Source organism: Dactylosporangium sp. McL0621 (assembly GCF_049995355.1).
GTDB lineage: Bacteria > Actinomycetota > Actinomycetes > Mycobacteriales > Micromonosporaceae > Dactylosporangium.
In genome coordinates this window covers 2966646-2988946 of sequence record NZ_CP188259.1, presented here as the reverse complement: position 1 = coordinate 2988946, position 22301 = coordinate 2966646, and the positions used below count along the sequence as shown (strand labels likewise).

23 protein-coding genes are annotated in these 22301 nt (G+C 75.2%); 19 read left to right on the top strand and 4 right to left on the bottom strand.

All coding sequences use genetic code 11. The annotated features are described in order from the left end of the window. The first annotated feature begins 20 nt into the window (after window positions 1–20). From ACPPVO_RS13985 to ACPPVO_RS13925, 13 genes are all read left to right on the top strand, one after another. Window positions 21–1088, top strand: coding sequence for a beta-ketoacyl-[acyl-carrier-protein] synthase family protein (locus ACPPVO_RS13985; protein WP_426514624.1), 1068 nt, complete (start codon window positions 21–23; stop codon window positions 1086–1088). Then, on the top strand, window positions 1085–1552 hold the full coding sequence (locus ACPPVO_RS13980) for a beta-ketoacyl synthase chain length factor (protein WP_426511631.1): 468 nt from the start codon (window positions 1085–1087) through the stop codon (window positions 1550–1552). Before ACPPVO_RS13985 ends, ACPPVO_RS13980 begins: the two co-directional genes overlap by 4 nt. After that, window positions 1549–2796, top strand: coding sequence for a beta-ketoacyl-[acyl-carrier-protein] synthase family protein (locus ACPPVO_RS13975; RefSeq protein ID WP_426511630.1), 1248 nt, complete (start codon window positions 1549–1551; stop codon window positions 2794–2796). Before ACPPVO_RS13980 ends, ACPPVO_RS13975 begins: the two co-directional genes overlap by 4 nt. 12 nt (window positions 2797–2808) lie before the next feature. After that, the gene (hppD, locus tag ACPPVO_RS13970; RefSeq protein ID WP_426511629.1) at window positions 2809–3909 is read left to right on the top strand and encodes a 4-hydroxyphenylpyruvate dioxygenase; all 1101 of its coding nucleotides are present in this window, start codon (window positions 2809–2811) and stop codon (window positions 3907–3909) included. Further along, window positions 3906–4823 carry a phytanoyl-CoA dioxygenase family protein gene (locus ACPPVO_RS13965; protein ID WP_426511628.1) on the top strand — a complete coding sequence of 306 codons (918 nt, stop codon included), beginning with the start codon at window positions 3906–3908 and terminating at the stop codon, window positions 4821–4823. Before hppD ends, ACPPVO_RS13965 begins: the two co-directional genes overlap by 4 nt. A 17-nt stretch (window positions 4824–4840) precedes the next feature. Then, the gene (locus ACPPVO_RS13960) at window positions 4841–5665 is read left to right on the top strand and encodes a DUF3050 domain-containing protein (protein WP_426511627.1); all 825 of its coding nucleotides are present in this window, start codon (window positions 4841–4843) and stop codon (window positions 5663–5665) included. Window positions 5666–5677: 12 nt separating this feature from the next. Continuing rightward, window positions 5678–6643, top strand: a complete 966-nt coding sequence (locus ACPPVO_RS13955) for a thiamine pyrophosphate-dependent dehydrogenase E1 component subunit alpha (RefSeq protein WP_426511626.1) — start codon at window positions 5678–5680, stop codon at window positions 6641–6643. After that, window positions 6640–7617: an alpha-ketoacid dehydrogenase subunit beta gene (locus ACPPVO_RS13950; RefSeq protein ID WP_360376666.1), complete on the top strand. Its 978-nt coding sequence runs from the start codon at window positions 6640–6642 to the stop codon at window positions 7615–7617. The genes ACPPVO_RS13955 and ACPPVO_RS13950 overlap by 4 nt, the downstream gene beginning before the upstream one ends. A 10-nt stretch (window positions 7618–7627) precedes the next feature. After that, a complete protein-coding gene (locus ACPPVO_RS13945) occupies window positions 7628–9259 on the top strand; it encodes a class I adenylate-forming enzyme family protein (RefSeq protein ID WP_426511625.1) in 1632 nt (543 codons plus the stop codon). Continuing rightward, window positions 9252–10562, top strand: a complete 1311-nt coding sequence (locus ACPPVO_RS13940) for a condensation domain-containing protein (protein WP_426511624.1) — start codon at window positions 9252–9254, stop codon at window positions 10560–10562. The genes ACPPVO_RS13945 and ACPPVO_RS13940 overlap by 8 nt, the downstream gene beginning before the upstream one ends. Before the next feature lie 85 nt (window positions 10563–10647). Beyond that, entirely contained in the window at window positions 10648–11571 is a 924-nt protein-coding gene (locus tag ACPPVO_RS13935; RefSeq protein WP_426511623.1) for a 3-oxoacyl-[acyl-carrier-protein] synthase III C-terminal domain-containing protein, read from the top strand. 19 nt (window positions 11572–11590) lie between these two features. Further along, window positions 11591–11878 carry an acyl carrier protein gene (locus tag ACPPVO_RS13930; RefSeq protein ID WP_360376677.1) on the top strand — a complete coding sequence of 96 codons (288 nt, stop codon included), beginning with the start codon at window positions 11591–11593 and terminating at the stop codon, window positions 11876–11878. Window positions 11879–11881: 3 nt separating this feature from the next. Next, on the top strand, window positions 11882–12622 hold the full coding sequence (locus ACPPVO_RS13925) for a 2-hydroxy-acid oxidase (protein WP_426511622.1): 741 nt from the start codon (window positions 11882–11884) through the stop codon (window positions 12620–12622). On the opposite strand, the gene ACPPVO_RS13920 is transcribed toward ACPPVO_RS13925, so the two are convergent. From ACPPVO_RS13920 to ACPPVO_RS13910, 3 genes are read right to left on the bottom strand one after another with little or no spacing between them, the layout of a single operon-like run. Beyond that, the gene (locus tag ACPPVO_RS13920; protein ID WP_426511621.1) at window positions 12603–13202 is read right to left on the bottom strand and encodes a 4'-phosphopantetheinyl transferase family protein; all 600 of its coding nucleotides are present in this window, start codon (window positions 13200–13202) and stop codon (window positions 12603–12605) included. The two genes, ACPPVO_RS13925 and ACPPVO_RS13920, sit on opposite strands and share 20 nt — an antisense overlap. After that, window positions 13199–14434, bottom strand: a complete 1236-nt coding sequence (locus tag ACPPVO_RS13915; RefSeq protein WP_426511620.1) for a PLP-dependent aminotransferase family protein — start codon at window positions 14432–14434, stop codon at window positions 13199–13201. The genes ACPPVO_RS13920 and ACPPVO_RS13915 overlap by 4 nt, the downstream gene beginning before the upstream one ends. After that, window positions 14434–15528, bottom strand: a complete 1095-nt coding sequence (locus ACPPVO_RS13910) for an alpha-hydroxy acid oxidase (protein WP_426511619.1) — start codon at window positions 15526–15528, stop codon at window positions 14434–14436. The genes ACPPVO_RS13915 and ACPPVO_RS13910 overlap by 1 nt, the downstream gene beginning before the upstream one ends. Before the next feature lie 59 nt (window positions 15529–15587). Between ACPPVO_RS13910 and ACPPVO_RS13905 the strand changes: the two genes are divergently transcribed. Genes ACPPVO_RS13905 through ACPPVO_RS13895 form a run of 3 tightly spaced genes read left to right on the top strand, consistent with a single transcriptional unit; the run spans window position 15588 to window position 18887 of the window. Then, window positions 15588–16259, top strand: coding sequence for a GDSL-type esterase/lipase family protein (locus ACPPVO_RS13905; protein ID WP_426511618.1), 672 nt, complete (start codon window positions 15588–15590; stop codon window positions 16257–16259). After that, window positions 16207–17136 (top strand): alpha/beta hydrolase, encoded by a 930-nt coding sequence (locus ACPPVO_RS13900; protein ID WP_426511617.1) that lies wholly within the window; start codon window positions 16207–16209, stop codon window positions 17134–17136. The genes ACPPVO_RS13905 and ACPPVO_RS13900 overlap by 53 nt, the downstream gene beginning before the upstream one ends. Further along, a complete protein-coding gene (locus ACPPVO_RS13895) occupies window positions 17121–18887 on the top strand; it encodes an ABC transporter ATP-binding protein (RefSeq protein WP_426511615.1) in 1767 nt (588 codons plus the stop codon). The genes ACPPVO_RS13900 and ACPPVO_RS13895 overlap by 16 nt, the downstream gene beginning before the upstream one ends. Here ACPPVO_RS13895 and ACPPVO_RS13890 read toward each other — a convergent pair. Further along, window positions 18882–19118 (bottom strand): hypothetical protein, encoded by a 237-nt coding sequence (locus ACPPVO_RS13890; RefSeq protein WP_360376699.1) that lies wholly within the window; start codon window positions 19116–19118, stop codon window positions 18882–18884. The two genes, ACPPVO_RS13895 and ACPPVO_RS13890, sit on opposite strands and share 6 nt — an antisense overlap. A gap of 95 nt (window positions 19119–19213) precedes the next feature. On the opposite strand from ACPPVO_RS13890, the gene ACPPVO_RS13885 reads away from it, so the two are divergent. The 3 genes from ACPPVO_RS13885 to ACPPVO_RS13875 all read left to right on the top strand — a co-directional run bounded on the left by ACPPVO_RS13885 (window position 19214) and on the right by ACPPVO_RS13875 (window position 22272). Beyond that, the gene (locus ACPPVO_RS13885; protein WP_426511614.1) at window positions 19214–19600 is read left to right on the top strand and encodes a cupin domain-containing protein; all 387 of its coding nucleotides are present in this window, start codon (window positions 19214–19216) and stop codon (window positions 19598–19600) included. A 192-nt stretch (window positions 19601–19792) separates the two neighbouring features. Beyond that, window positions 19793–21649: a glycosyltransferase gene (locus tag ACPPVO_RS13880; RefSeq protein ID WP_426511613.1), complete on the top strand. Its 1857-nt coding sequence runs from the start codon at window positions 19793–19795 to the stop codon at window positions 21647–21649. Further along, window positions 21646–22272 carry a class I SAM-dependent methyltransferase gene (locus tag ACPPVO_RS13875; RefSeq protein ID WP_426511612.1) on the top strand — a complete coding sequence of 209 codons (627 nt, stop codon included), beginning with the start codon at window positions 21646–21648 and terminating at the stop codon, window positions 22270–22272. The genes ACPPVO_RS13880 and ACPPVO_RS13875 overlap by 4 nt, the downstream gene beginning before the upstream one ends. Window positions 22273–22301 lie beyond the last annotated feature (29 nt).

The window sequence follows — 22301 nt, the reverse complement described above, 5'->3', positions numbered from 1 at the left end:
TCAGCGCGTTCGGCCGGGGCATGGGCGCGCTCGCCGCCGGCCTGGACGCCGGCCGGCCGGCGTTCGCGCCCGTCACCCGCTTCGACGTGGCCGGCCGCCGGGTCGGCGTCGCCGCGACGCTGCCGGGCGAGCCGGACCTCGACGACGAGCTGTGGTGGCTGGTCGACGAGGCCTGCGACGAGGCCAAGCTCGGCCCGGCCGAGCGGGCCGCCGCGCCGCTGTTCCTGGCGGTGCACGGCGACCCGCGGCTGGCCCGCTCGGCCCCGGCGGACCGGCCCCGCCACGGCGGCCACGCCTTCGCGGCCGCCCTCGCCCGCAACACCGGCCTCGGCCCGTCCCGCGCCTACACCTCCGCCTGCGTCGCGGCGAGCACCGCGATCGCCGACGCCGCCGGGATCATCGCCCGCGGCGAGGCCGAGCGGATCGTGGTCGCGGGCGGCTACCTCGTCGAGGCCGACCAGTACGCCCTCTTCGACGCCGGCCGCGCCCTCGCCGCCGACGGGCAGGTCCGCCCGTTCAGCGCGGACCGGCACGGCCTGCTGCTCGGCGACGGCGCCGGGGCCGTGGTGCTGGAGTCCGCGGCCGCGGCCGAGGCCCGCGCCGCCGACCCGCTCGCCCGCCTGGCCGGCTGGGGCCGCGCCGGGGACGCCCACCACCCGTGCCGGCCGCACCCGCAGGGCCGCGGCCTGGCCCGGGCCGTCGCCGGCGCCCTGCGCCGGGCCGGGATCGGGCCCGGCGACGTCGGGTACGTCAACGCCCACGGCTCCGGCACCGCCCCGAGCGACGCCGCCGAGACCCTCGCCCTGCACGCCGCCCTGGGCGAGCACGCGGCCGTGGTGCCGGTGTCGTCGACCAAGGCCCTGCACGGCCAGGCCCTCGAGGCCTCCGGCGTGCTCGAGCTCGCCGTGACCCTGCACGCGCTGCGGGGCGGGCGGCTGCCGGTCAACGCCGGGTACCTCGGCCCCGACGAGGAGTGCGGGCTCGACCTGGTGCTCGAGCCCCGCGCGGCCGCCCCCGCCTACGCGCTGAGCCTCAACGCCGCGTTCGGCGGGGCCAACACCGCGCTGCTGCTGGGCGCCGCGCCGTGAACGGCTTAGCGACCCCCGGACTGCGCGTGCTGGCCACGGCCGAGTGGCCGGCGGACGCCGCACCGCCGCGCCTGGCCGGGTTCGTGCACTCCGAGTTCAACCCGCTCGTGGCCGCCGTCGCCGGCCGCTGCCTGGAGGCGGCGCCCGGCCCGGAGCCCGACACCGCGCTGGTGCTCGTCAGCGACGTCGGCGACATCGACAGCGCCGCCCACGTCGCCCGGGCGGTGGACCAGGGCGCGCGGGTCGGCCCGCTGTTCTTCTTCCAGTCGGTGCCCAACGCGGTGCTCGGCCACATCGCCGCCAAATGGGGGCTGACCGGGCCGGTCAGCTGCCTGTGCGACTCCGCCGCGGGCCTGGACGCCGCGCGCGGCCTGGTCGCCGACGGGGACGCGCTGCGGGTCCTGCTCATCGACGTCAGCGGCGGCACCGCCACCGCGGTGCTCCTATCGGGAGGTACAGCATGAACGCGCACGCGGCCGTCACCGGCATCGGGCTCGTCACGCCCGTCGGGGGTACCGCCGCCGAGGTCTTCGACGCGATGTGCGAGGGCCGTTCGGGGCTGTCCGGCCCGCCGCCGGACCATCCGCTGGCCGGGTCCGTGGAGGTGGCCGCGTTCGGGCCGCCGATCGACCCGCTCTCGGTGCTGCCCGGCCCCGACGCGCGGCTCGTCGACCGGTACATCGTGATGGCCCTCGCCGCCGCCGAGGCCGCGCTCGCCGACGCCGGGATCGTCGCCGGGCGCGACGTCGACCCCTACCGCGTCGCCGTCATCGTCTCCGGCACCGGCGGCCTCGCCACCCTCGACGCGCAGGCGGTCCAGCGCGACAAGCGCGGCCGGGCCGGGGTCAGCCCGTACCTGCTGCCGGGGATGCTGCCGAACATGGGCGCGGCCCGGGTGGCGATGAAGTACGGCCTGCAGGGCTTCAGCTCCTCGGTCGGCACGGCGTGCGCCGCCGGCGCCCAGTCCATCGGCGAGGGCCTGCGGCTGCTGCGCTGCGGCGAGGCCGACGTGGTCGTGTGCGGCTGCAGCGAGGCCCCGCTGTTCCCGACCCTGGCCGACACCTTCGGCAACGCCCGCGCCCTGGCCCGCGGCTGGGCCGACCCGACCCAGGCGAGCCGCCCGTTCGATCGGCGCCGCAACGGCCTCGTGCTCGGCGAGGGCGCCGGGGTGGTCGTCCTGGAGCGCCCCGAGCACGCCGACGCCCGCCGCGCCGCCCGCCACGCCGACCTGCTCGGCTGGGGCGCGACGAACGACGCGCACCATCCGACGACGCCGCGCCCCGACGGCTCCGCCGCCGCCGAGTGCATGCGCCGCGCCGTCGCGGACGCCGGGCTCACGCCCGCCGACATCGGGTACGTCAACGCGCACGGCACCTCGACGAAGCTCGGCGACGTCGCCGAGTCCCTCGCGATCCGCGCCGTGTTCGGCCCGTACACCCCGCCGGTCAGCTCCACCAAGGGCGTCACCGGGCACATGCTCGGCGCCTCGGGGGTGGCCGAGGCGGCGGTGACGGTGGAGGCCCTGCGCCGCGGCGTGCTGCCGCCGACGCACAACCTCGACGAGCCCGACCCGGCCTGCGACCTGGACCACCTGCGCACGCCCCGCACCGCGCCGGTGACCCACGCGCTGTCCAACTCCTTCGGCTTCGGCGGCCACAACGTGAGTCTCGTGTTCGGGCCGCCGGGCTCGCAGTGGTCGAAAGCCTGAAAGGGACCGCACATGGAAATCCTCGATACCGACCACGTCGAACTGTACGTCGGCGACGCCCGCGCCGCGGCGGCCCAGCTCTGCGCGCAGTACGGCTTCCACGTGTACGGGCACGGCGGCCCGGAGACCGGCCTCGCCGGCCAGCGCAGCGTGCTGCTCGGCCAGCGCGACATCCGGATCCTGCTCACGTCCGGCCTCAGCGGCGGGCACCGGGCGAGCCGGTACGTGGCCCAGCACGGCGACGGCGTCGCGATCGTCGCGTTCGGGTGCACCGACGCCCGGGCGGCGTTCGCGGAGGCGGTGGCGACCGGCGCGACCCCCGTGTCGGCGCCGCAGGCGGTGACACGGGGCGGCTCGACCGTGGTGGTCGCGGAGGTGTCCGGCTTCGGCGACGTGACGCACCGGCTCGTCCAGCGCGACCGCGCCGACCCGCAGTTCCTGCCGGGCCTGGTCGACATGTCGGCGGCCCCGGCCGGGCCGGGCGAGGGCGACCTGCTGCACGCCGTCGACCACGCCGCGGTGTGCCTGCCGGCCGGCGAGCTCGAGAGCACCGTCGCCTACTACGAGCGCGTGTTCGGCTTCGGGATGATCTTCCAGGAGTACATCGAGGTCGGCGAGCAGGGCATGCACTCCAAGGTGGTGCAGAGCCCGTCCGGCGGGGTGACGTTCACGCTCATCCAGCCCGACATCAGCCGCCGCGCGGGGCAGATCGACGACTTCCTGGCCTGGCACGAGGGCGCCGGTGTGCAGCACCTCGCGCTGAGCACGCACGACATCGTCACCGCGGTGCGCACGCTGGGCGAGCGGGGCGTCGAGTTCGCGCAGACGCCGGGCAGCTACTACGACATGCTCTCCGCCCGCCTCGGCGAGACCGACGTGCCCGTGGCCGACCTGCGGCCGCTGGGCATCCTCGTCGACCGTGACCACTGGGGCCAGATGTACCAGATCTTCGCGAAGTCGACGCACATCCGGCGCACGTACTTCAACGAGCTCATCGACCGCCACGGCGCCCGGACGTTCGGCACGAGCAACATCCCCGCGCTGTACGCGGCGAAGGAGCGCGAGCTCGCGGCGGTCCGCGACACCACACTCTCGGAAGGGACCGTCCTGTGACCGTTTCCGTCTCACGCGACTCTGCGCTGCCGGAGGAGGACCTCGCGCTGCTGCCGAGCGACGAGGAGGTCGCGGCGTACGCGCGCAACGGGTGGTACCTCACCCGCAAGCTCTTCACCGACGAGGAGGTCGACGAGCTCGTCGCGGCGAGCGAGCGGTTCTACGCCGGGGAGCGCTCGCGCGTCTTACCCTCGCGCCCGCCGCGGCTGGCCTACTGGCGGCCCGAGGACGGGCCGGTGCAGCGGCACAACGACTACATCCACTACGAGAGCGCCGACATCGCGCGCATCCTGCGCAAGCCGATCGTCGGCGCGGTCGCGGCGCGGCTGGCCCGGGCCGCGGAGATCCGCGTGTTCCAGTCGACGCTCATCTACAAGCCGCCGATCGCCGGGGAGCCCTCCAACCTCGTGCCGTGGCACTTCGACCGGCACTACTGGCAGTCGTGCACGTCCGACGACATGCTCACCGCGTTCATCCCGTTCCACGACTGCGGCGTGGAGATGGGCACCATCACGATGGTCGAGGGCAGCCACCGCTGGGAGGAGATCGGCGCGAACGACTCGACCGCGCGGCACTTCGCCGACCGCGACAACGAAGACCTGGAGCGGATGCTCGAGCGCAACGCCGAGCACAACCGCGCCGTGGTCCGCAAGGTGCCGATGGTCATCCCCAAGGGGCACATGAGCTTCCACCACTGCCGCACCTACCACGGCAGCGGCGCGAACGTGAGCGCCCGCCCGCGCCGCGCGATCTCGTTCCACCTGCAGCCGGGCGCGAACGAGTACCGCCCGTTCCGCCTCTCCAACGGCGACCTCGTGCAGTACAACCACGACGTCCTGGTCCGCCGCACCGCGGACGGCCGGCCCGACTACGCGGACCCGGAGTTCTGCCCGGTCCTGTGGCGCAACGCCTGAACCCCGAAGGAGCGAACATGTCCCGTTACGACTGGGGCCGTCGGCACCCCGGCATCGACCGGCTCGAGGAGCTCATCGCGAGCGCCCGCACCGACGTCGTCACCCACCCGATCTACGCCCGCCTGACCGGCCTGCCGGCCGTGCGCACGTTCCTGGAGCACCACGTCTTCGCCGTGTGGGACTTCATGTCGCTGCTCAAGTCGCTGCAGCGCAACCTCACGTGCGTCGAGGTGCCGTGGATCCCGACCGGGCCGACGGGCAGCCGCCGGCTCATCAACGACATCGTGCTGGTCGAGGAGAGCGACGAGCTGCGCGGCGGGTTCATCAGCCATTTCGAGCTGTACCTCGAGGGCATGACCGAGGCCGGCGCCGACCGCACCGCCATCGACGGCTTCATCGGCCTGCTCCGCGCGGGGACCCCGGTGCCGGCCGCGATGGAGCGGGCCGCGGTGCCGGCGCCGGCGGCCGAGTTCGTCGCGCTCACCTGGCACCTCATCGACACCGCGCCGGTGCACTGCCAGGCGGCCGCGTTCGCCTTCGGCCGCGAGGACCTGATCCCCGACATGTTCCAGCAGGTCGTGAAGGTCAACGAGCAGGTCGGGCGGCTCGACACGTTCGTGGACTACCTGGCTCGGCACATCGAGGTCGACGGCGAGCAGCACACGCCGATGGCGATGCAGATGGTCACCGACCTGTGCGGCGACGACGAGACCAGGTGGAGCGAGTGCGCCGAGACGGTCAACCTCGCGCTCGCCGCGCGGACGAGGCTGTGGAGCGGCATCCTCGCGCAGATCGAGGCCCTGGCGCCGGACGCCGCCGCGGCCGAGACCGTCGCGGCGTAAGGGGACGCCGACGTGACCGACGACGCCGGGCTGTACCGGACCGTCCGCCTGATCCGCCGGTTCGAGGAGCGGGCCATCGAGCTCGTCCGCGACGGCACGATCGTCGGCGGGATCCACCCGTACCTCGGGCAGGAGGCCATCGCGGCCGGCACGTGCGCCGCGCTGCGGCCCGGCGACGTCATCACCAGCACCCACCGCGGCCACGGGCACGTGCTGGCCAAGGGCGCGGACCCGGCACGGATGATGGCCGAGCTGGCCGGCCGGGCCACGGGGCTCAACCGCGGCCGCGGCGGGTCCATGCACGCGGCCGACTTCTCGCTGGGCATCCTCGGCGCCAACGCGATCGTCGGCGCCGCCGTGCCGATCGCCACCGGGGCCGCCTGGGCCGCCCGCCGCGCCGGGCTGGACCGCGTCGCGCTCACCTACTTCGGCGACGGCGCGGTGAGCCAGGGCGTGGTGCTGGAGACGTTCAACCTCGCCGCGCTGTGGAAGCTGCCGGTCGTGCTGGTCTGCGAGAACAACGGCTTCGCCACCACCACCCGCGTCGCCGACGCGGTGGCCGGCACCGTCGCCGGGCGCGCGGCGGCCTTCGGCATCCCGGCGTCGACGGTGGACGGCACCGATCCCCGGGTCGTCCTGGCCGCGACCGCCGCGGCCGTCGAGCGCGCCCGGGCCGGGGAGGGGCCGTCGCTTGTCGAGTGCGTCGCGTACCGGTTCGACGCGCACCACACCTGGGAGCACGCGGCCCGGCCCCGCTACCGCACCGACGCCGAGGTCGCCGCGGGCACGGCCCGCGACCCGGTGGAGATCCAGGGCGCGCGGCTGGACCCGGCCGGACGTGCGCGCATCGACGCCGAGGTCGAGGACGTGCTGGAGGCGGCCGTGCGCTTCGCCCGGCAGAGCCCGCCGCCGGACCCGGCCGGGGCGCTCGAGCACCTCTACGCCGACGGCCTGCGGGTGCGGGCGGGTGCGGCGTGACGATCCTGTCGTACCTCAAGGCGCTCAACCGGGCGATCGCCGCCGAGATGGAGCGCGACCCGGCGGTGTGCGTGTTCGGCGAGGACGTGCGCGTCGCGGTCAGCAACGTGACCACCGGGCTGCACAGGAAGTTCGGCTCCGACCGGGTCGTGGACATGCCCATCTCCGAGCAGGCGTTCACGAGCTTCGCCACCGGCGCGGCCCTGGCCGGGCAGCGGCCGCTGATCGAGTTCCAGATCCCGGCGCTGCTGTTCCTGGCCTTCGAGCAGATCGCCAACCAGGCGCACAAGTTCTCGCTCATGACCGGCGGGCAGACGCGGGTGCCGGTGACGTACCTGCTGCCCAGCTCCGGCTCGCGGGGCGGCTGGGCGGGGCAGCACTCGGACCACCCGTACAGCCTCTTCGCCCACGTCGGCGTGAAGACCGTGGTGCCCGCGACCCCCGCCGACGCCTACGGGCTGCTGGTGAGCGCGATCCGCGACGACGACCCGGTGGTGGTCTTCGCCCCCGCGGGCGCGATCGGTGTACGGGCCGACGTCGACCCGGCCGCGCTGGAGCCGATCCCGCTCGGCGTCGGCCGCGTCCACCGCGCCGGCGACGACGTGACGGTGGTCGCCGTCGGCCACCTCGTCCACGACGCCCTCGCGGTCGCCGACGAGCTCGCCGGTACCGTCTCCGTCGAGGTCTTCGACCCCCGCACGCTGCACCCCTTCGACTGGGCCGGCCTGGCCGCGTCGCTGGAGCGCACCGGGCGGCTCGTGGTCGCCGACGACTCCAACCGCTCCTGCGGCATCGCCGGGGAGATCCTCGCCTCGGCGGCGGAGGGGATGCGCCTCGTCGCGCCGCCGCGCCGTGTGACCCGCCCGGACGGGGCGGTACTGCCGTTCGCCCGCGAGCTCGACCTGGCGCTGCAACCCAGCCGGGCGCAGCTGCGCGCCGCGGTCGAGGACGTCGCGAAACTTGGACAGAGATGAGGAGAGCTCCATGGCGTCTGTGAACATCCGGGCCGCGCTCGCCGCCGACCCGAGCGTCGGGGCGGGCAACGTGCTGCACAAGCTCATCGAGCACGGCGCACCGCTGGACGGGCCCGGCATGGCGTTCGACACGCCGGTCGACGGGTTCCCGGCGTGGCATGGGCTGACCCTCGGCGAGCTGTACACCCGCGCCGCCGCCCGCGCCGCCTGGCTGCACGCGGCCGGCATCCGCCGCCGCGACCCGGTCGCGATCTACGTGAGCGGCGCCGCCGACTGCTTCCTGAACTGGATGGGCCTGACCTGGCTCGGCGCCGTTCCGGCGCTGATGAACCCGAACATCCCCGGGGAGATCGCGGCCGAGTACATCCGCAAGCTGCGGGGCGTGGCGCTGCTGGCCGACGAGGCCCACCGCGACCGGCTCGCGGGCGAGGATCTCGGCGGCATCGCCGTGCACGATGTCGCGGAGACCGGCACCGGCGACCCCGCGGACGCGCCGGTGGCGTTCCGCCACCACGACGACGACCCGATCGCGATCACGCACTCCTCCGGTACCACCCGGATGCCGACCGCGGTCGTGCACTCGCACGCGAGCCTGTTCCACGCCACGCGCCGCATCCGGCTCAACGGCCCCCGGGCGCAGGGCACCGAGCGCATCCTCAGCGCCCTGCCGGCCCCGCACGCGGCCGGCATCATGACCATCAACCACGCCCTGAGCAACCGCTCGGAGCTGCTGTTCCTGTCGCGGCAGGACGACGGCGCGCAGGTGCTGGCGGCGATCGAGCGGTGGCGGCCGACCGGCGTGTTCGGCTTCGCCGTGACCTGGGCCGAGCTGGCCCGCTACGACCTGGACGCGCACGAGGTCGGCTCGGTGTCGCTGTGGTTCAACACCGGCGACTGCGCGCACGAGCCGCACATCCGCCACCTCGTCGCCGCCGGCAGCCGCAACGTCGTCACCCGCGAGGGCGTGCGGCGGGTCAAGGGCTCCAGCTTCGTCGACGGCCTCGGCTCGACCGAGATGGGCCACTCCGCCTTCCACATCACGCACCGCACCGACACCGAGCGGTACGGCCGCTGCGTCGGCGTCCCGCACGTGTTCGCCGACGTCGCGCTGCTGGACACCGCGACGGGCGCCGAGGTGCCGGTCGGGACGGTCGGGCACTTCGGGCTCAAGGCGCCGACGCTCGCCCCCGGCTACTGGAACGACCACGTCAACACCTACCGCAACCGCCTCGCCGGCTACTACCTGACCGGCGACCTCATGTACCGCGACGAAGAGGGCTACTACTACCACGTCGACCGGGCCGTGGACTCCGTCGACCTCGGCGGCGGCGAGTGGCTCTACACGGCCATGTCGGAGGAGCGGATCCTGCGCGCCGTGCCCGAGGTGCGCGACTGCACCGTGGTCTCGGCCCGCACGCCCGCGGGCCCGGTCGTCACCGACGTGCTGCTGTCCCTGCACGCCGGGGCCGACCCGGCGGCCGACCACACCGCGGCGGTCCGCGCGGCGCTGACCCCGGCGGCGGCCGCGACGCTGCGCAAGGTCGTCGTGTTCCCCGACGACGACCTCGTCCTCGGCCCGACCGGCAAGGTGCGCAAGTTCCTCATGCGCCAGCGCCACCTGGCCGCGATGACCCATGCCTGACCTGGCCACCCCGGCCCGGCCGCTGGTGCCGGCCCGGCGGGTCCCGGTGCGGTTCGCCGGCGACGGGGCCGGGCTCGGCGAGCTGTCCTGGGGCCAGCGCGAGATCTGGCTGACCATGCGCCGGCAGCGCTCCTGGCTGCCGATCGGCGGCTGGTCGCGGCTGGCCCCGGGCACCACCCTCGGCGACGTCGAGGCCGAACTGCGCTGGATCATGCGGCGGTACCAGCCGATGCGCACCCGGCTGCGCAACGCCGGCGGCCGCCCGCTGCAGAGCGTCGCCGACCGCGGCACCGTCGGGCTGGACGTGTACGACTGCCCGGACGGCGACGATCCCGAGGCGTTCGTGGCCGCCCTCGACGCCCGCGACCGCGCCCGCCCCTTCGACCTCGTCGAGGAGTGGCCGATCCGCATGGGCGTGGTCCGCCACCGCGGCGCCCCCTCGCACCTGTCCACCGTCATGCCGCACCTGGTCACCGACGGGCTGGGCGGGCGCATCTTCCTGGCCGAGGTCGCCGCCCGCGCGGACGCCCCGGCGGAGACCGGCACCCCGCCGCTGGAACAGGCGCGGTGGCAGGCGAGCGAGGCCGGGCGGCGGCAGAACGCGTCCGCGCTGCGGCACTGGGAGCGCACCATCGCCCGCCTGCCGCGCGCGGCCGCGGTGGACTCCGGGCCGCACCTGCGCGGCGAGTTCCGCAGCACCGCGCTGCCCCTCGCCGTGCACGCGCTGGCGGAGCGGGCCGACGCCGACTCCTCGCAGGTCCTCATGACGCTGCTCGCCCAGGCGCTGCCCGGCGACGGGCCGGCCGTGCTGCGGCCGATGGTGAGCAACCGGTTCCGGCGCGGCTTCGAGCGGGTCGTGGCGATGGTGGCCCAGCGCGGCCTGTGCGCGGTCGACGTCCGGGTGCCGTTCGCGGAGGCGCTGCGCCGGGTCGGGGGCGCCGCGATGTCCGCCTACAAGTACGCGTACCTCGACCCGGACGCCGTCGCCGCCGCCTTCGCCCGGGCCGGCGCCGATCCGGACGCGGGCCTGTGGTGCAACGACCGCCGGGTCGCCAGCCGCCAGGGCTTCGCCGGGCCGGTGCCGTCCGCGGAGACGGTGCGCGCCGCGCCGCCCGGCTCGTTCCGCTGGACGGTCGCCCAGGACGACCCGTTCGACCCGCTCAGCGTCGACATCGACGACGAGGGCGACGGGCTGCTGCTGACCGTGTTCACCGACGCCGCCCGGCTGCCCGCGGCCGCGGCCGAGGCCCTGGTGCGCCGCGTCGAGACCCTGGCCGTGCGGGCCCTGGAGGAGCAGCCATGACCGGTCCGGAGCGGAGCGGAGGGGCCGGGCATCAGATAGCTCAGTTCGACGGTCAGGCCGCCGACGAGCGAAGCGAGGAGGCGGCATGACCACCCTCGCGGCGGTGGGCACGTTCGTGCCGGAACAACGGGTCACCATCGAGTCGTACGCCGAGGCGTTCGACCTCACGCCGATGCAGGTGCGGGTGTTCCGCCGCTACCACAAGCTCGGCGCCGCGGCCCGCTCCGGCGAGCCGCTGACCGCGCTGCTGGGGCTGGCCCTGGCCGACCTGGCGCTCACGGCGCAGCAGCGGGCCCGGGTCCGCTACGTGCTCTACGCGCGCACGTTCCCGGTCGTCGTGCCGTACCCCCGCAACCCGCTGCACGACGCGCTCGCCGCCGCGGGCCTCGGCCACGCGCAGGCGTTCGCGGTCGGCCAGCAGGCGTGCGCGTCGGGCCTGCTCGCGATCGACCTCGCCGGGCGCCTGCTCGCGGCCGACGGCGACGACGGGCTCGCCGTGGTGCTGGCCGGGGAGAAGGCGTTCACCGGGGAGGCCCGGTTCGTGCCGGAGACCTCGATGTTCGGCGAGGGCGCGGCGGCCTGCCTGATCGCGGCGGGCGGCGGGCGCGACCGGCTGCTGTCCTACGTGGCCCGGCTGCGCGGGGAGTTCGACGGCGACCTCGAGGAGGTGGCCGGGGAGTTCCAGCGCATCTACCACGACGCGCTCGGCGAGGCGGTCACCGCGGCCGTCGGCAAGGCCGGGCTCGCGCTCACCGACATCGCGGTGATCCTGCCCCACAACGTGAACCAGGTCGCCTGGCAGCGCACCTGCAAGCGGATCGGCTTCCCGCTCGACCGGGTCCTGCTCGAGCACGTCGCCGACTACGGGCACGTGTTCTGCGCCGACGCGTTCATCAACCACCGGACCGCGGTCGAGCGCGGCCTGCTGCGGCCCGGGGACCGCTACGTGATCGCCGCCGCCGGGGCCGGGCGGGGCGCCACGTTCTCCGCCATGGTCTTCGAGCACTGACCCGTCGAGAGGAACTACCGTGTCCGACACCGCGACAATCGACCCGGCGCTGCGCGAGCACGTCGTGGAGACGATCTGCGCCCTGCTGCCCCGCGTGCTCAAGCGGGAGGTGCCCGACGCGTCGGAGGGCACCACGCTCATGGACGACCTGGGGATGAGCTCGACCACCGGCCTGGAGCTGGTGCTGGAGCTGGAGGACCGCCTGGAGCGCGAGATCAGCGTCGAGGACCTGGGCCGCGACGACTTCGAGACGGTCGGCACCCTCGCCAGCTACGTCGCCGGCAACCTGCTCGACGAGGAGGAGTAGGCGTTGCCGTGGGGTCTGCACCGCGCGGTGGCACGGCGGTTCCCGGAGCCGGCGCGGCGGGCGGCCGACCCGGCCCACGCGGCGCGCCTGGCCACCTACCTCGGCGACCTGCTGGAGCCCTACGAGCTGGGCGCACCGCGCGGCATGGCGGGCGGGCACTCGTACGGCGAGATGGCCGCGGCGCTGCTGCCCGACGAGCCGGTGGACACGCTGGTGCTCGCCTACGACATCCCGGACATCGAGCCGGGCCGGGCCACGGCGACGTACCTGAGCCACCTCTGCCCCGGCGGCCCGACGGCGTTCGCGGTGTCGGACCAGGGCCGCGCGGGCGCGCACACGGCGCTGCGGCTGCTGCGCGACCTCGCCGCGCCGGCGCTGCTCGTGGTCGCCGAGCAGTCGGTGCTGCCGTACGACCCGGGCGTGCCCGCCGAGGTGCCGGCCGCCCACTGCGCGGTCGCACTGCACCTGGGGCCGTCCGCGATGCCGGCGCGGGCGCCCCGGATCGTGCGCGGCGCCGAGCCGCACGACGTCGTGGAGCTGCTGGGCGAGGTGGACGGGGCGACGGTGGTCCTGGGCGGGCACCTGGCGGGCGTCGGGGTGAAGGCCGACCGGGTCGTGCTCGCCGATCCCGCGCAGCCGATGACGGGCGTCTGGGAGGCCCTCGCGGCGGTGGACGGGCCCGCGATGGTCGCCGACTTCGACCCGGCGCTGGGGTACCTGTGCGTCAGTGCGTTCGGATGCTGAACGGCTCCGGGCCGGCCAGCGCGACCGCGGCCCGGTACCCCTCCGGCGCGGCCAGGTCGGCGAGCGCGTAGCGGACGCCGGCGTGGGTGACGGGCGGCGGCGGGTCCCCGGCCACCGGCAGCAGCAGGCCGCGGGTCAGCCGATCGCCGGCCGCCTTCACCACCGCCTCCTTGCGCGCCCACAGCAGCGCGAAGACCTCGGCCCCGTGCGCGGCCACGAGGTCGGCCTCGGCGGGCGGGAAGAACCGGCGGGCCAGCGCCGCGGGGTCGAGGCCGGCCACCGCGTCCTGCAGGTCCACCCCCACGGGCCGGGTGTCCGTGACCGCGATGGCCGCCCACTCCCCCGCGTGGGACAGGTTCACCTGCAGCGGCTCGCCCAGCAGGTGCGGCTTGCCGTTGGCGCCCCGGACGAAGCGCGCGTCCGGCGTCAGGACCCGGCGCAGGGCCGAGTGGGCGGCGTCGAAGCGGCGGCGGTCGTCCGGCGAGCGCAGCGCGTCCCGGCGCCGCCGCTCCTCAGCGTCCAGTGTGGACACGAACGGCGCCCGGGTGTCGACCAGCCAGACGTCGACGACCGCACTCACCGCAGCAGCGCGGCCAGGCGGCGGACGCCCTCCTCGATGCGGTCCGGCTCCAGGGCGCTGCACGACAGGCGCAGCGCGTGCGTGCCGCCGGCGCCGACGTAGAAGAAGCGCATCGGGGTCCACAGCACGCCGTACTCGCGCGCCGAGACCTCCAGCAGCTCCTCGGACGCGTCGACCGGCACGTCGCACACGACGAAGAAGCCGCCGCCGGGGCTGTTCCAGCGCACCGCGGTACCGCTGAAATGGCGCTTCAGGGCGGCCAGCAGGGTGGCCAGGTTGTGCCGGTAGAAGGCGATCTTGGCCTGGTTCACGGCCCGCAGGCTGAACCCGGCGTCGATGAGCATGCCGCCGACGACCGCCTGGGACAGCGCCGACGTGTTCACCGTCAGCATGCTCTTGACCGTCGACAGCTCCTCGGCCAGCAGCGTGCGCCGCCCGGACGCGTCCACGACGGGCTGGTCGGCGACGAGGTAGCCGAGGCGGGCGCCGGGGAAGTACGACTTGGCGAACGAGCCGAGGTAGATGACGCGCTGGTCGTTGTCGAGGCTCTTGAGCGTGGGCCGCGGCTCGTCGTCGAGGCCGAAGAGGCCGTACGGGTCGTCCTCGAGGATCAGCAGGTCCTCGTCGGCGGCCGCGGTGAGCAGGGCCCGGCGCACGGGCACCGGCAGCGAGACGCCGGAGGGGTTGGCGAAGTTCGGCACGAGGTACAGCGCCCGGGGGGTCTTGCCGCGGGCCCGGGTGGCGGCCGCGACCGCGCGGACGGTCTCGGGGCGCAGGCCGTCGGCGGACTCCGGCACGCCGACGACCTCGACGCCGAGGATGCGGGCGGCGCCGGTCAGCCCGACGTAGCAGGGCTCGGCCGCGAGCACGACGTCGTCCGGGCCCGCGCAGAGCCCGCGCAGCGCGATGACCATCGCCTCCTGGCAGCCGGTGGTGACCATCACCGCCGCGGCCGGGACCTGGATGTTCTCGTCGACCTCGAGCGTCCGGGCGATGAGGTCGCCGATGTGGCCGTTGGTGCGCCCGTACTGCATGAGCACCGGCCGGTTGGCCCGGAACGCCTGCAGGTGCTTGTCGATGACCGACGCCGTGTGGAACTCGTCGAACGGGCGCCCGGCGGCGAGGGAGATCGCCTCCGGATACCGGCCGGCGATCTCGTTGAGGAAGTTCATCGACGCGGACACCGGGTCGATGACGGACGTGTGCAGCTGCTCGCGGGACAACGCCACCATCAGGCATCAGCTCCAGACAACGACGACGGGCGGACGGCGCTGCGGTCGAGTGCGGCCAGCGCCGGCCGCCCGGCCAGCACCATGGCGTGGGCGAGCTCGCCGGTCGCGGCGCGCAGCACGCCGGCGACCCCGTCGGCGCCCCCGGTCGCGAGGCCCCACAGCGGCGGGCGGCCCAGCAGCACCATCCGGGCCCCGAGGGCGATCGCGGCGAGGGCGTCGGCGCCGCGGCGCACGCCCCCGTCGAAGAGCACGGGGAGCCGGTCGCCGACGGCCTCGACGACCTCGGCGAGCGCGTCGAGGCTCGCGACGGCGCCGTCGAGCTGGCGGCCGCCGTGGTTGGACACCACGATCGCGTCGGCGCCGTGCGCGGCGGCCAGGGCCGCGTCCTCGGCGGTGAGGATGCCCTTGAGCACCAGCGGCAGCCGGGTGCACGAGCGCAGCCAGGCCAGGTCGGCCCAGGCCAGCGTCGGGTCGAACGTGTCGGCGGTGTGCCGCGCGATCGCCGAGCGGCCCTCGTCGCGCTCGTGCGCGGAGGCCATCACGGCCGGGTCGATGTTGACCGCGGCGACCCCGCCGCCGATCGTGAACCCGTTGCGCATGTCGCGCCAGCGCCGCCCCATGCGGGGCACGTCGACGGTGAGCATGATGGCGCCGTACCCGGCCCGCTCGGCCCGCTCGGCCAGGGTGCGCATGACGTCGCGGCGCCGGAGCCAGTACAGCTGCAGCCACAGCCCGGACGTGGCCGCCGCGGCGACGTCCTCGATGGTGCGGCTGGCGAACATGCCCACGACGAAGAGCGCCCCGGCCGCGCCCGCCCCGCGCGCGGTGGCGACCTCGCCCTCGGCGTCCACGAGCCGGTGGTAGGCGGTGGGCGCGACGCCGATCGGGGTCGCGTAGCCGGTCCCGAACAGCGAGACGGTGGTGTCGGCATCCGAGACCCCGGCGAGCACGCGGGGGCGCAGGCGGACCCGGTCGAAGGCGCGCAGGTTGGCCGCCAGGGTGCGCTCGTCCTCGGCGCCGCCCTCGATGAAGTCCCACACGTCCGGTTCGACGAGCCGCTGGGCGCTGTGCCGGTAGTCCGATGCGGTGAGCATTGTCGTCACCGGCGGGCCCTCATAGGCGCTAGCCTATCCGTACCGTGTCCGCTCCATCTATGAGCCGAAAGGCCTACATGGCACCGGAATATGCGCTCCCGCCGCCGTGGCGGCGCTACTGCGCGGTCGGTGACAGCGTGGTTCAGGAGCCCGGGGGGTTCGCCGAGCTGGTCCGGGACGCGCTGGCCCCGGACGCGTTCGTCAACCTGGGCGTGCGCAACCTGCGCGCGGCCGAGGTCCGCGACACGCAGCTCGCGGCCGCGCTGGCGTTCCGGCCCGACCTCGCGATGGTGGTGTGCGGGGCGAACGACGCGATGCGGCCCGGGTACGAGTCGCGCGCGAACGCCGTCGACGCGGCGCTCACCGACATCATCGCCGCCTTGCTGGGCGCGGGCGCGACGGTGGTGACGGTCTCGGTGTTCGTCATGCGCGAATATCCGCAGATGCCGCCCTGGCTGGGCGCCGGCTTCGCGCGCCGGATGGGGCTGCTGGCCGCGCGCACCAACGCGCTGGCGGCCCGGCTCGGCACCGTGCACGCGGACCTGTCGCGGCACCCTTCGATCGCCGCCGGAGAGGTGCTCACGGGCCCGGACGGGCTGCACGGAAACGCGCTGAGTCATAGGATCGCGGCGGCGGCCGTGCTCGACCGCCTGGGCTCTCAGTGGGGGGATTCCGTCGATGCCGCTCGACCCGCAGGTGCAGGCCATGCGCGACGCCAAGGAGCGCGATGAGGTCGCCCCGCTCTACACGATGACCCTCGACGCCGCCCGCGCCGCGGACCTCGCCTCGATCCGGGCCGCCGGCGGCAGCCCCGAGAAGGTGCACGAGGTGACCGAGCACTGGCTGGACGACCCCCGGATCCCGATCCGGGTCTACCGCCCGAACGCCGCCCCCAACCTGCCGGTGCTCATGTACTTCTTCGGCGGCGGCTGGGTCCTCGGCACCATCGACACCGCCGACGCCATCGCGCGCAGCCTCGCCAACGCGGCCGGCTGCCTCGTCGCGGTGCCCGGCTACCGGCTCGCCCCCGAGCACCCGTTCCCGGCCGCGATCGAGGACTGCTGGGCCGCCACCGAGTGGGTGATCGCCAACGCGGCCGCCCTCGGCGCCGACCCGTCCCGCGTGGCCGTCGGCGGCGACAGCGCGGGCGGCAACCTCGCCGCGGGTATCACCCTCATGGCCCAGGAGGCGGGCGGCCCGGCGCTGACGGGACAGCTGCTCGTGTACCCGAACACCGACCAGACCGCCGACGACGAGTCGATGCGCACGATCGACGACCCGTACCTGTTCAACCACCACTCGGTGGCCTGGTACCGCTCGCACTACCTGCCCGACCTCGACGACGCGTACAACCCCCTCGCCTCGCCGCTGCAGGCCGAGAGCCTCGCCGGCCTGCCGCCCGCGCTGGTCATCACCGCCGAGTACGACCCGCTGCGCGACCAGGGCGAGCGCTACGCGGCACGGCTGTCCCAGGAGGGCGTGCCGGTCGCGGTGACCCGCTACGAGGGCATGATCCACGGGTTCTTCGCCATGGCCGGCTCGCTCGAGGCCGGCAAGGTCGCCCAGGCCCAGGCCGCGAAGCAGCTGCGGGTGTGGTTCGACGGGTGACCCCGGCCCCCGGCACGCTGCCCGAGGCGGTCCGGCTCTGCCGCCGGGCCGCACCCCGGCTGACGTCGGCCGCGGTGGCGGTCCCGCTGGCGCAGTCCGCCCTGGTCGGCGCCCAGCTGCTGGTGCTGCAGCGCCTCGCCGGTGCGCTCCTCGCGGCGCCGCTGCGGCTCACCGCCGTCGCCGGGCCCGCGCTGCTCCTCGTGGCCACGCTCGCGGTCCTGGCCGTGCTCGACAACGTGTCGACGATCGTCCGGGAGCTGCTGACCGAGCGGGTCCGGCAGGACGCCGCGCGGCGCATCCACGCCGCGATCGGCGCGCTCGACCTCGTCGAGTTCGACCGGCCGGAGACCCACGACCGCGTGCTGCGCGCCTCGAGCACCGACTTCCGCCCGGCCCAGGTCGTGCGGGCCCTGACGACGCTGGCCACGATGACGCTGCGCGGGCTCGTGCTGGCCGGGTTCGTCGTCTCGCTCGTGCCGCTGCTGGTGCCGCTGCTGCTGGTGCCGGCCGTCCCGGTGCTGCTGGTGGCCCGGGCCCTGGCCGGCGAGCGCTACTCGATGGCCAACCGGCTGACCCCGCTGGAGCGGCGCCGGGTGTACTACCACCGCCTGCTCACCGCCCGCGAGCCCGCCGCCGAGGTGCGTTCGTTCGGCCTCGGCGCACACCTCGCGGCGCGGTACGACGAGCTGTCCCGCGCCCGGGAGACGGAGCTGCGCACGCTGCTGCGGCGGCAGTTCCGGCGGATGCTGCTCGGCCAGACCGCGTTCGCGGTCGCGGTGCTCGCCGTGCTCGGCCTGCTGGGGTGGCTGTTCGCGTCGGGCCGGGCCCCGGCGGCGGCCCTGATCGCGGCGGCGATCGGGGTGGCCCAGATCGCCGCCCTGCTCGGCGGCCTCGGGTACCCGGTGGGCGAGCTGGCCGAGGCGGCCCTGTTCCTGGGCGACCAGCGGGCGCTCGTCGCTCCCCCGCCGCCCCCGGGCTCCGGACCGGTCACGGCCCTGTCCAGCCTGGCCTTCGACGCGGTGTCGTTCTCGTACCCGACCGGGTCGCGGCCCGCCGTCGACGGGGTGAGCCTGACCGTCGGGCGCGGGCGGATCGTGGCGTTCGTCGGGGCCAACGGCTCGGGCAAGACGACCCTGGCCAAGCTGGCGGCGGCGCTGTTCGACCCGTCCTCGGGGGCCGTGCGGTGGAACGGGACGGACGTGCGGGAGCTGGACCGCGACGCCCTGCGGGCCCGGATCGGGGTGGTGTTCCAGGACTTCCAGACGTACAGCGACACCATCGCCGGCAACGTCGCGCCGCTGCCCGGGGCGGACCCGGCGCGGGTCGGCGCGGCCCTGCGCGCCGCCGGCTTCCGGCCCGGCGAGGTGGACCCCGGGGCGCTGATCGGCCCGGAGCACGAGGGCGGCACGGCGCTGTCCGGCGGGCAGGAGCAGCGGGTGGCGATCGCGCGGGCGCTGTACCGCGCGCCGGACCTGCTGATCCTCGACGAGCCGGCGTCGTCGCTGGACGCGCGGGCCGAGCACGGCCTCCTGGCCCACCTGCGCGCGGCCGGCGGCACGACGATCCTCATCTCGCACCGCCTGGCCAACGTCGCCGAGGCCGACCACATCTACGTCCTGGACGGCGGCCGCGTCATCGAGCACGGCCGCCACCCGGAGCTGATGGCGGCCGGCGGGGTGTACCACGAGCTGTTCACCCTGCAGGCCGCCCTCTACACCGACGGCGGCTTCTCGTTCGGCCCTACGTCATAGACCGGTGATGGCCGGCGCCGCGAAGACCAGGACGGCCACGGCGACGGCGATCTGGAGCACGCCGACGTCCGATCGCCGCCGGAACGCCCCGGCGAGGGCGATCGCCGCCATCACCAGACCCCAGCCGGCGAGGACGGCCAATTGTGTGTGAATCCGTGTTATCGCGAGGAACAGCGCCCCGGCCAGCAGTGCGTCGGCGAGGAGCACCACCCCGATGGCTCGTGCGTGCATACCCGTGACGGTAGGGGCCGGGCGGCCGGGTGCCATCCGTACACATACTCAGTTCGGCGTGTGTACTTGACGCAGCGCCGGGTAGCGGGCCGCTCATGACGATCACCACGCTCCAGGAAGTCGAGCCCCCGCGCATCCCCGACGGCGCGCACGTGATGACCATCGTCGTCGAGCACCCGCCGGGCTCACCCGGCACGCCCCCGCACCGCCATTCGGGCCCCGCCTTCGGCTACGTCCTGCAGGGCGAGATGGTCTTCGAGCTCGAGGGCGAGCCACCGCGCGTCCTGCACGAGGGCGAGGCCTTCTGGGAACCGGGCGGCGACGTGATCCACTACCAGGACGGCAACCACCGCACCGACATGCCGGTCCGCTTCACCGTGACGATGCTGTGCGAGCCCGGCCGGCCCATGCTCACCCTGGTCGACGAGGAGGAGCTGGCCCAGCGCGCGTACCGCCGCGGGCAGGTGCCGTCCCGGCCCTGAACCGGTCGACCGGCCGCGACGGCGTCCCCTATCGTCGGCGCTGTGCCGCTCCCACCGCTGCCGGACGTGCTGCCCGGCTGTCCGTGCCGGGGTGGGGCGCGCCCGTCACCGCGGGCGCGGCGAGCCGGGAACACCGTCCGTAGTTGTGGTCGCGTCGAGGTCCGGTCGATGTCGCGCCGATAGCGTCGGGCCGTGCGCGTCTCAGTGATCATTCCGAACTTCGACAAGGGCCGCTCGCTCGCGGCCTGTCTCGACGCGGTGTTCGCGCAGGCGCCGGCGCCGGACGAGGTGATCGTCGTCGACGACGCCAGCACCGACGGGTCGGCCGGGCTTGCCTCACGGTACGACATCCGGCTTCTGCGCAATGCGGTGAACCGCGGCGTCTCGCACGCGCGCAACCGGGGCGCCGCCGCGGCGACCGGGGACGTGCTCGTGTTCGTCGACTCCGACGTCGCCCTGGCCCCCGGTGCGCTGGCGAACGCGGTCGCAGAGCTCGAGCGGTACCCCTCCTGCGGGGTTGTGCAGGGCATCTACGCGGACCGGCCGATGTTCCCCGGGGGCGGGGCCGTCGCGGCCTACAAGACGCGCGCCGAGCACCACTGGCGGAGCCGGCGCGCGGGGGTCGTCGACGCGACGCTGTTCGCGCTGACCGCGGTGCGGCGCGAGGCGTGGGAGGCCGTCGGCGGCTTCGACGAGACGCTGCGCGACGCCGAGGACGTCGAGTGGGGCACCCGGCTGCCCGACGCGTGGGAGATCCGGATGAGCGCGGACGTGCTCGGCCACCACGACGACACCGATCGGCTGCGGCCGTACCTGCGCGAGGTGTTCCGGCGCGCCCGCACGTACGCCACGACCCTGACGGCCCGCCCGATCCGCCGGCGCCGCGGGATCGACGTCGCCGCGGTCGCCACGATGACCTCGGCCGCGGCCGTGCTGCCCGGGGTGGCGCTGGCCGTGTGGCGGCCGTGGCTCGCGTTCGTGCCGGTCCTCGCGCTGCTGGGCTTCCTGGTGCTGGACCGTGCCGTGCTGCGCTACGGGCCGTCGTTCGTCGCCATCCGGTACCTCACCCACGTCGTCGAGTTCGCCGGCATGGCCCTCGGCTCGCGCCGCCTCCAGCAGGCCTTCGCGGCGCTGTTCGCGGTCGCGCTCGCGGCCGGGCTGGTGCTGTTCCTCGGCGCGCAGGACTGGACCCCGGTCCGCGACCTGGCCGCGCACCTGGGCTCCGGGCGCGTCGCGGGCATCCTCGGCCTGGCCGCGCTGATCAACGCGGCCGGCCTGGTGCTCGGCCTGATCTCCTGGCGCGCGCTCTTCGCCGACCTGGGGGCCCGGGTCAGCGGCTGGACCTCGAGCCGCCTGTTCTTCGTGGGCTTCCTGACCAAGTTCCTGCCGGGCCGGTTCATCGCCCTGCCGGTGCTGCTGCGCATGGGCCGCGAGGTCGACGTCGGCCCGGTGCGGCTGGCCGGCCTGTTCGCCCTGAGCTGGGGCGTGGTCGCGCTGACCGGCCTGACCGTGGGCATCGCCGCGGGGCCGGGCCTGGCCGGGGCGCGCTTCGGCTGGCTGCTGCTGGCGGCGCTGCCGGTGGTGGCCCTGCTGATCCGCCCGGCCCTGTTCAACTCGGCGCTGGCGCTCGCCCTGCGGGTGCTGCGCCGCCCGCCGCCCGCGGTGTCGGCGTCGGACCGCGGCATGCGGGGCGCCCTGGCCGCGCAGACGCTCTCCTGGGTCGTGTCGGGCCACCACCTGTGGCTGCTGGCCGTGGTCGCGGGCGCGCCGCCGGTCGCGTCGTACGCGGTGTGCATCGGCGGGTTCGCCGCCGGCGCGGTCGCGGGGGTGGTCGTGCTGGTGGCCCCCGACGGCCTCGGGGTGCGCGAGGCCGTGGTGATGGTCGGCCTGGTGACGGTGCTGCCGTTCTCGGTGGCCACGTCCGTGGTCCTGGCCAGCCGCCTGGTCTGCTCCCTGAGCGAGATGGCGGTCGGCGCCGGCGGGCTGCTGACCGCGGAACTGATGCACCGCCGCCGCCCCGCTCCCGTCGCGCTCGGAGGTCCCCGATGATGAACGCCCTGCTCGCCCGCCTGTCCCGCGTCCTGCGCGCCCCGGTCGAGCGCTACGTGCGCCCCAACCCGCGGCTCAACTCGATCGTGTGGGACCTGCAGTACAAGCTCGGCTTCTGGCGGTACCTGGACCGCCTCAGCGACGGCGAGATGCCCCTGGCGCTGGTGGAGACGTGGGCCCCGCGGCCGGCGATCCTCGACCTCGGCTGCGGCAGCAGCGCGAACATGCCGCTGCCGGCCGGCCGCTACCGCCACTACCACGGCGTCGACGTGAGCCGGGCGGCGATCGCGCAGGCCCGCCGCCTGGGCCGCCCGCACACGTCGTTCGAGGTCGCCGACATCCGCACGTTCACGACCGCCGAGCGCTACGACGCGATCCTGCTGCGCGAGGTGCTCTACTACCTGACCCCGGGCGAGGCCCGCGACCTGCTCCTGCGCCTGCCGGGCCTGCTCAGTCCGCGCGGCCGGATCGTGGTGCAGATCCACTCGGTCGAGCAGGCCCGCGACGTGGTCGAGCTCGTGCGCGGCTGCGGCGTGCCGATCGACCGCGAGGTCCCGGCCCGCCTCGGCGACGGCCCGTCGGGCGCGTTCCTGGTGCTGCGGGCCCCCGCGGTCGCGGCCTGACGGGCGGCTAGGGGCTGTATCGAAGTGGG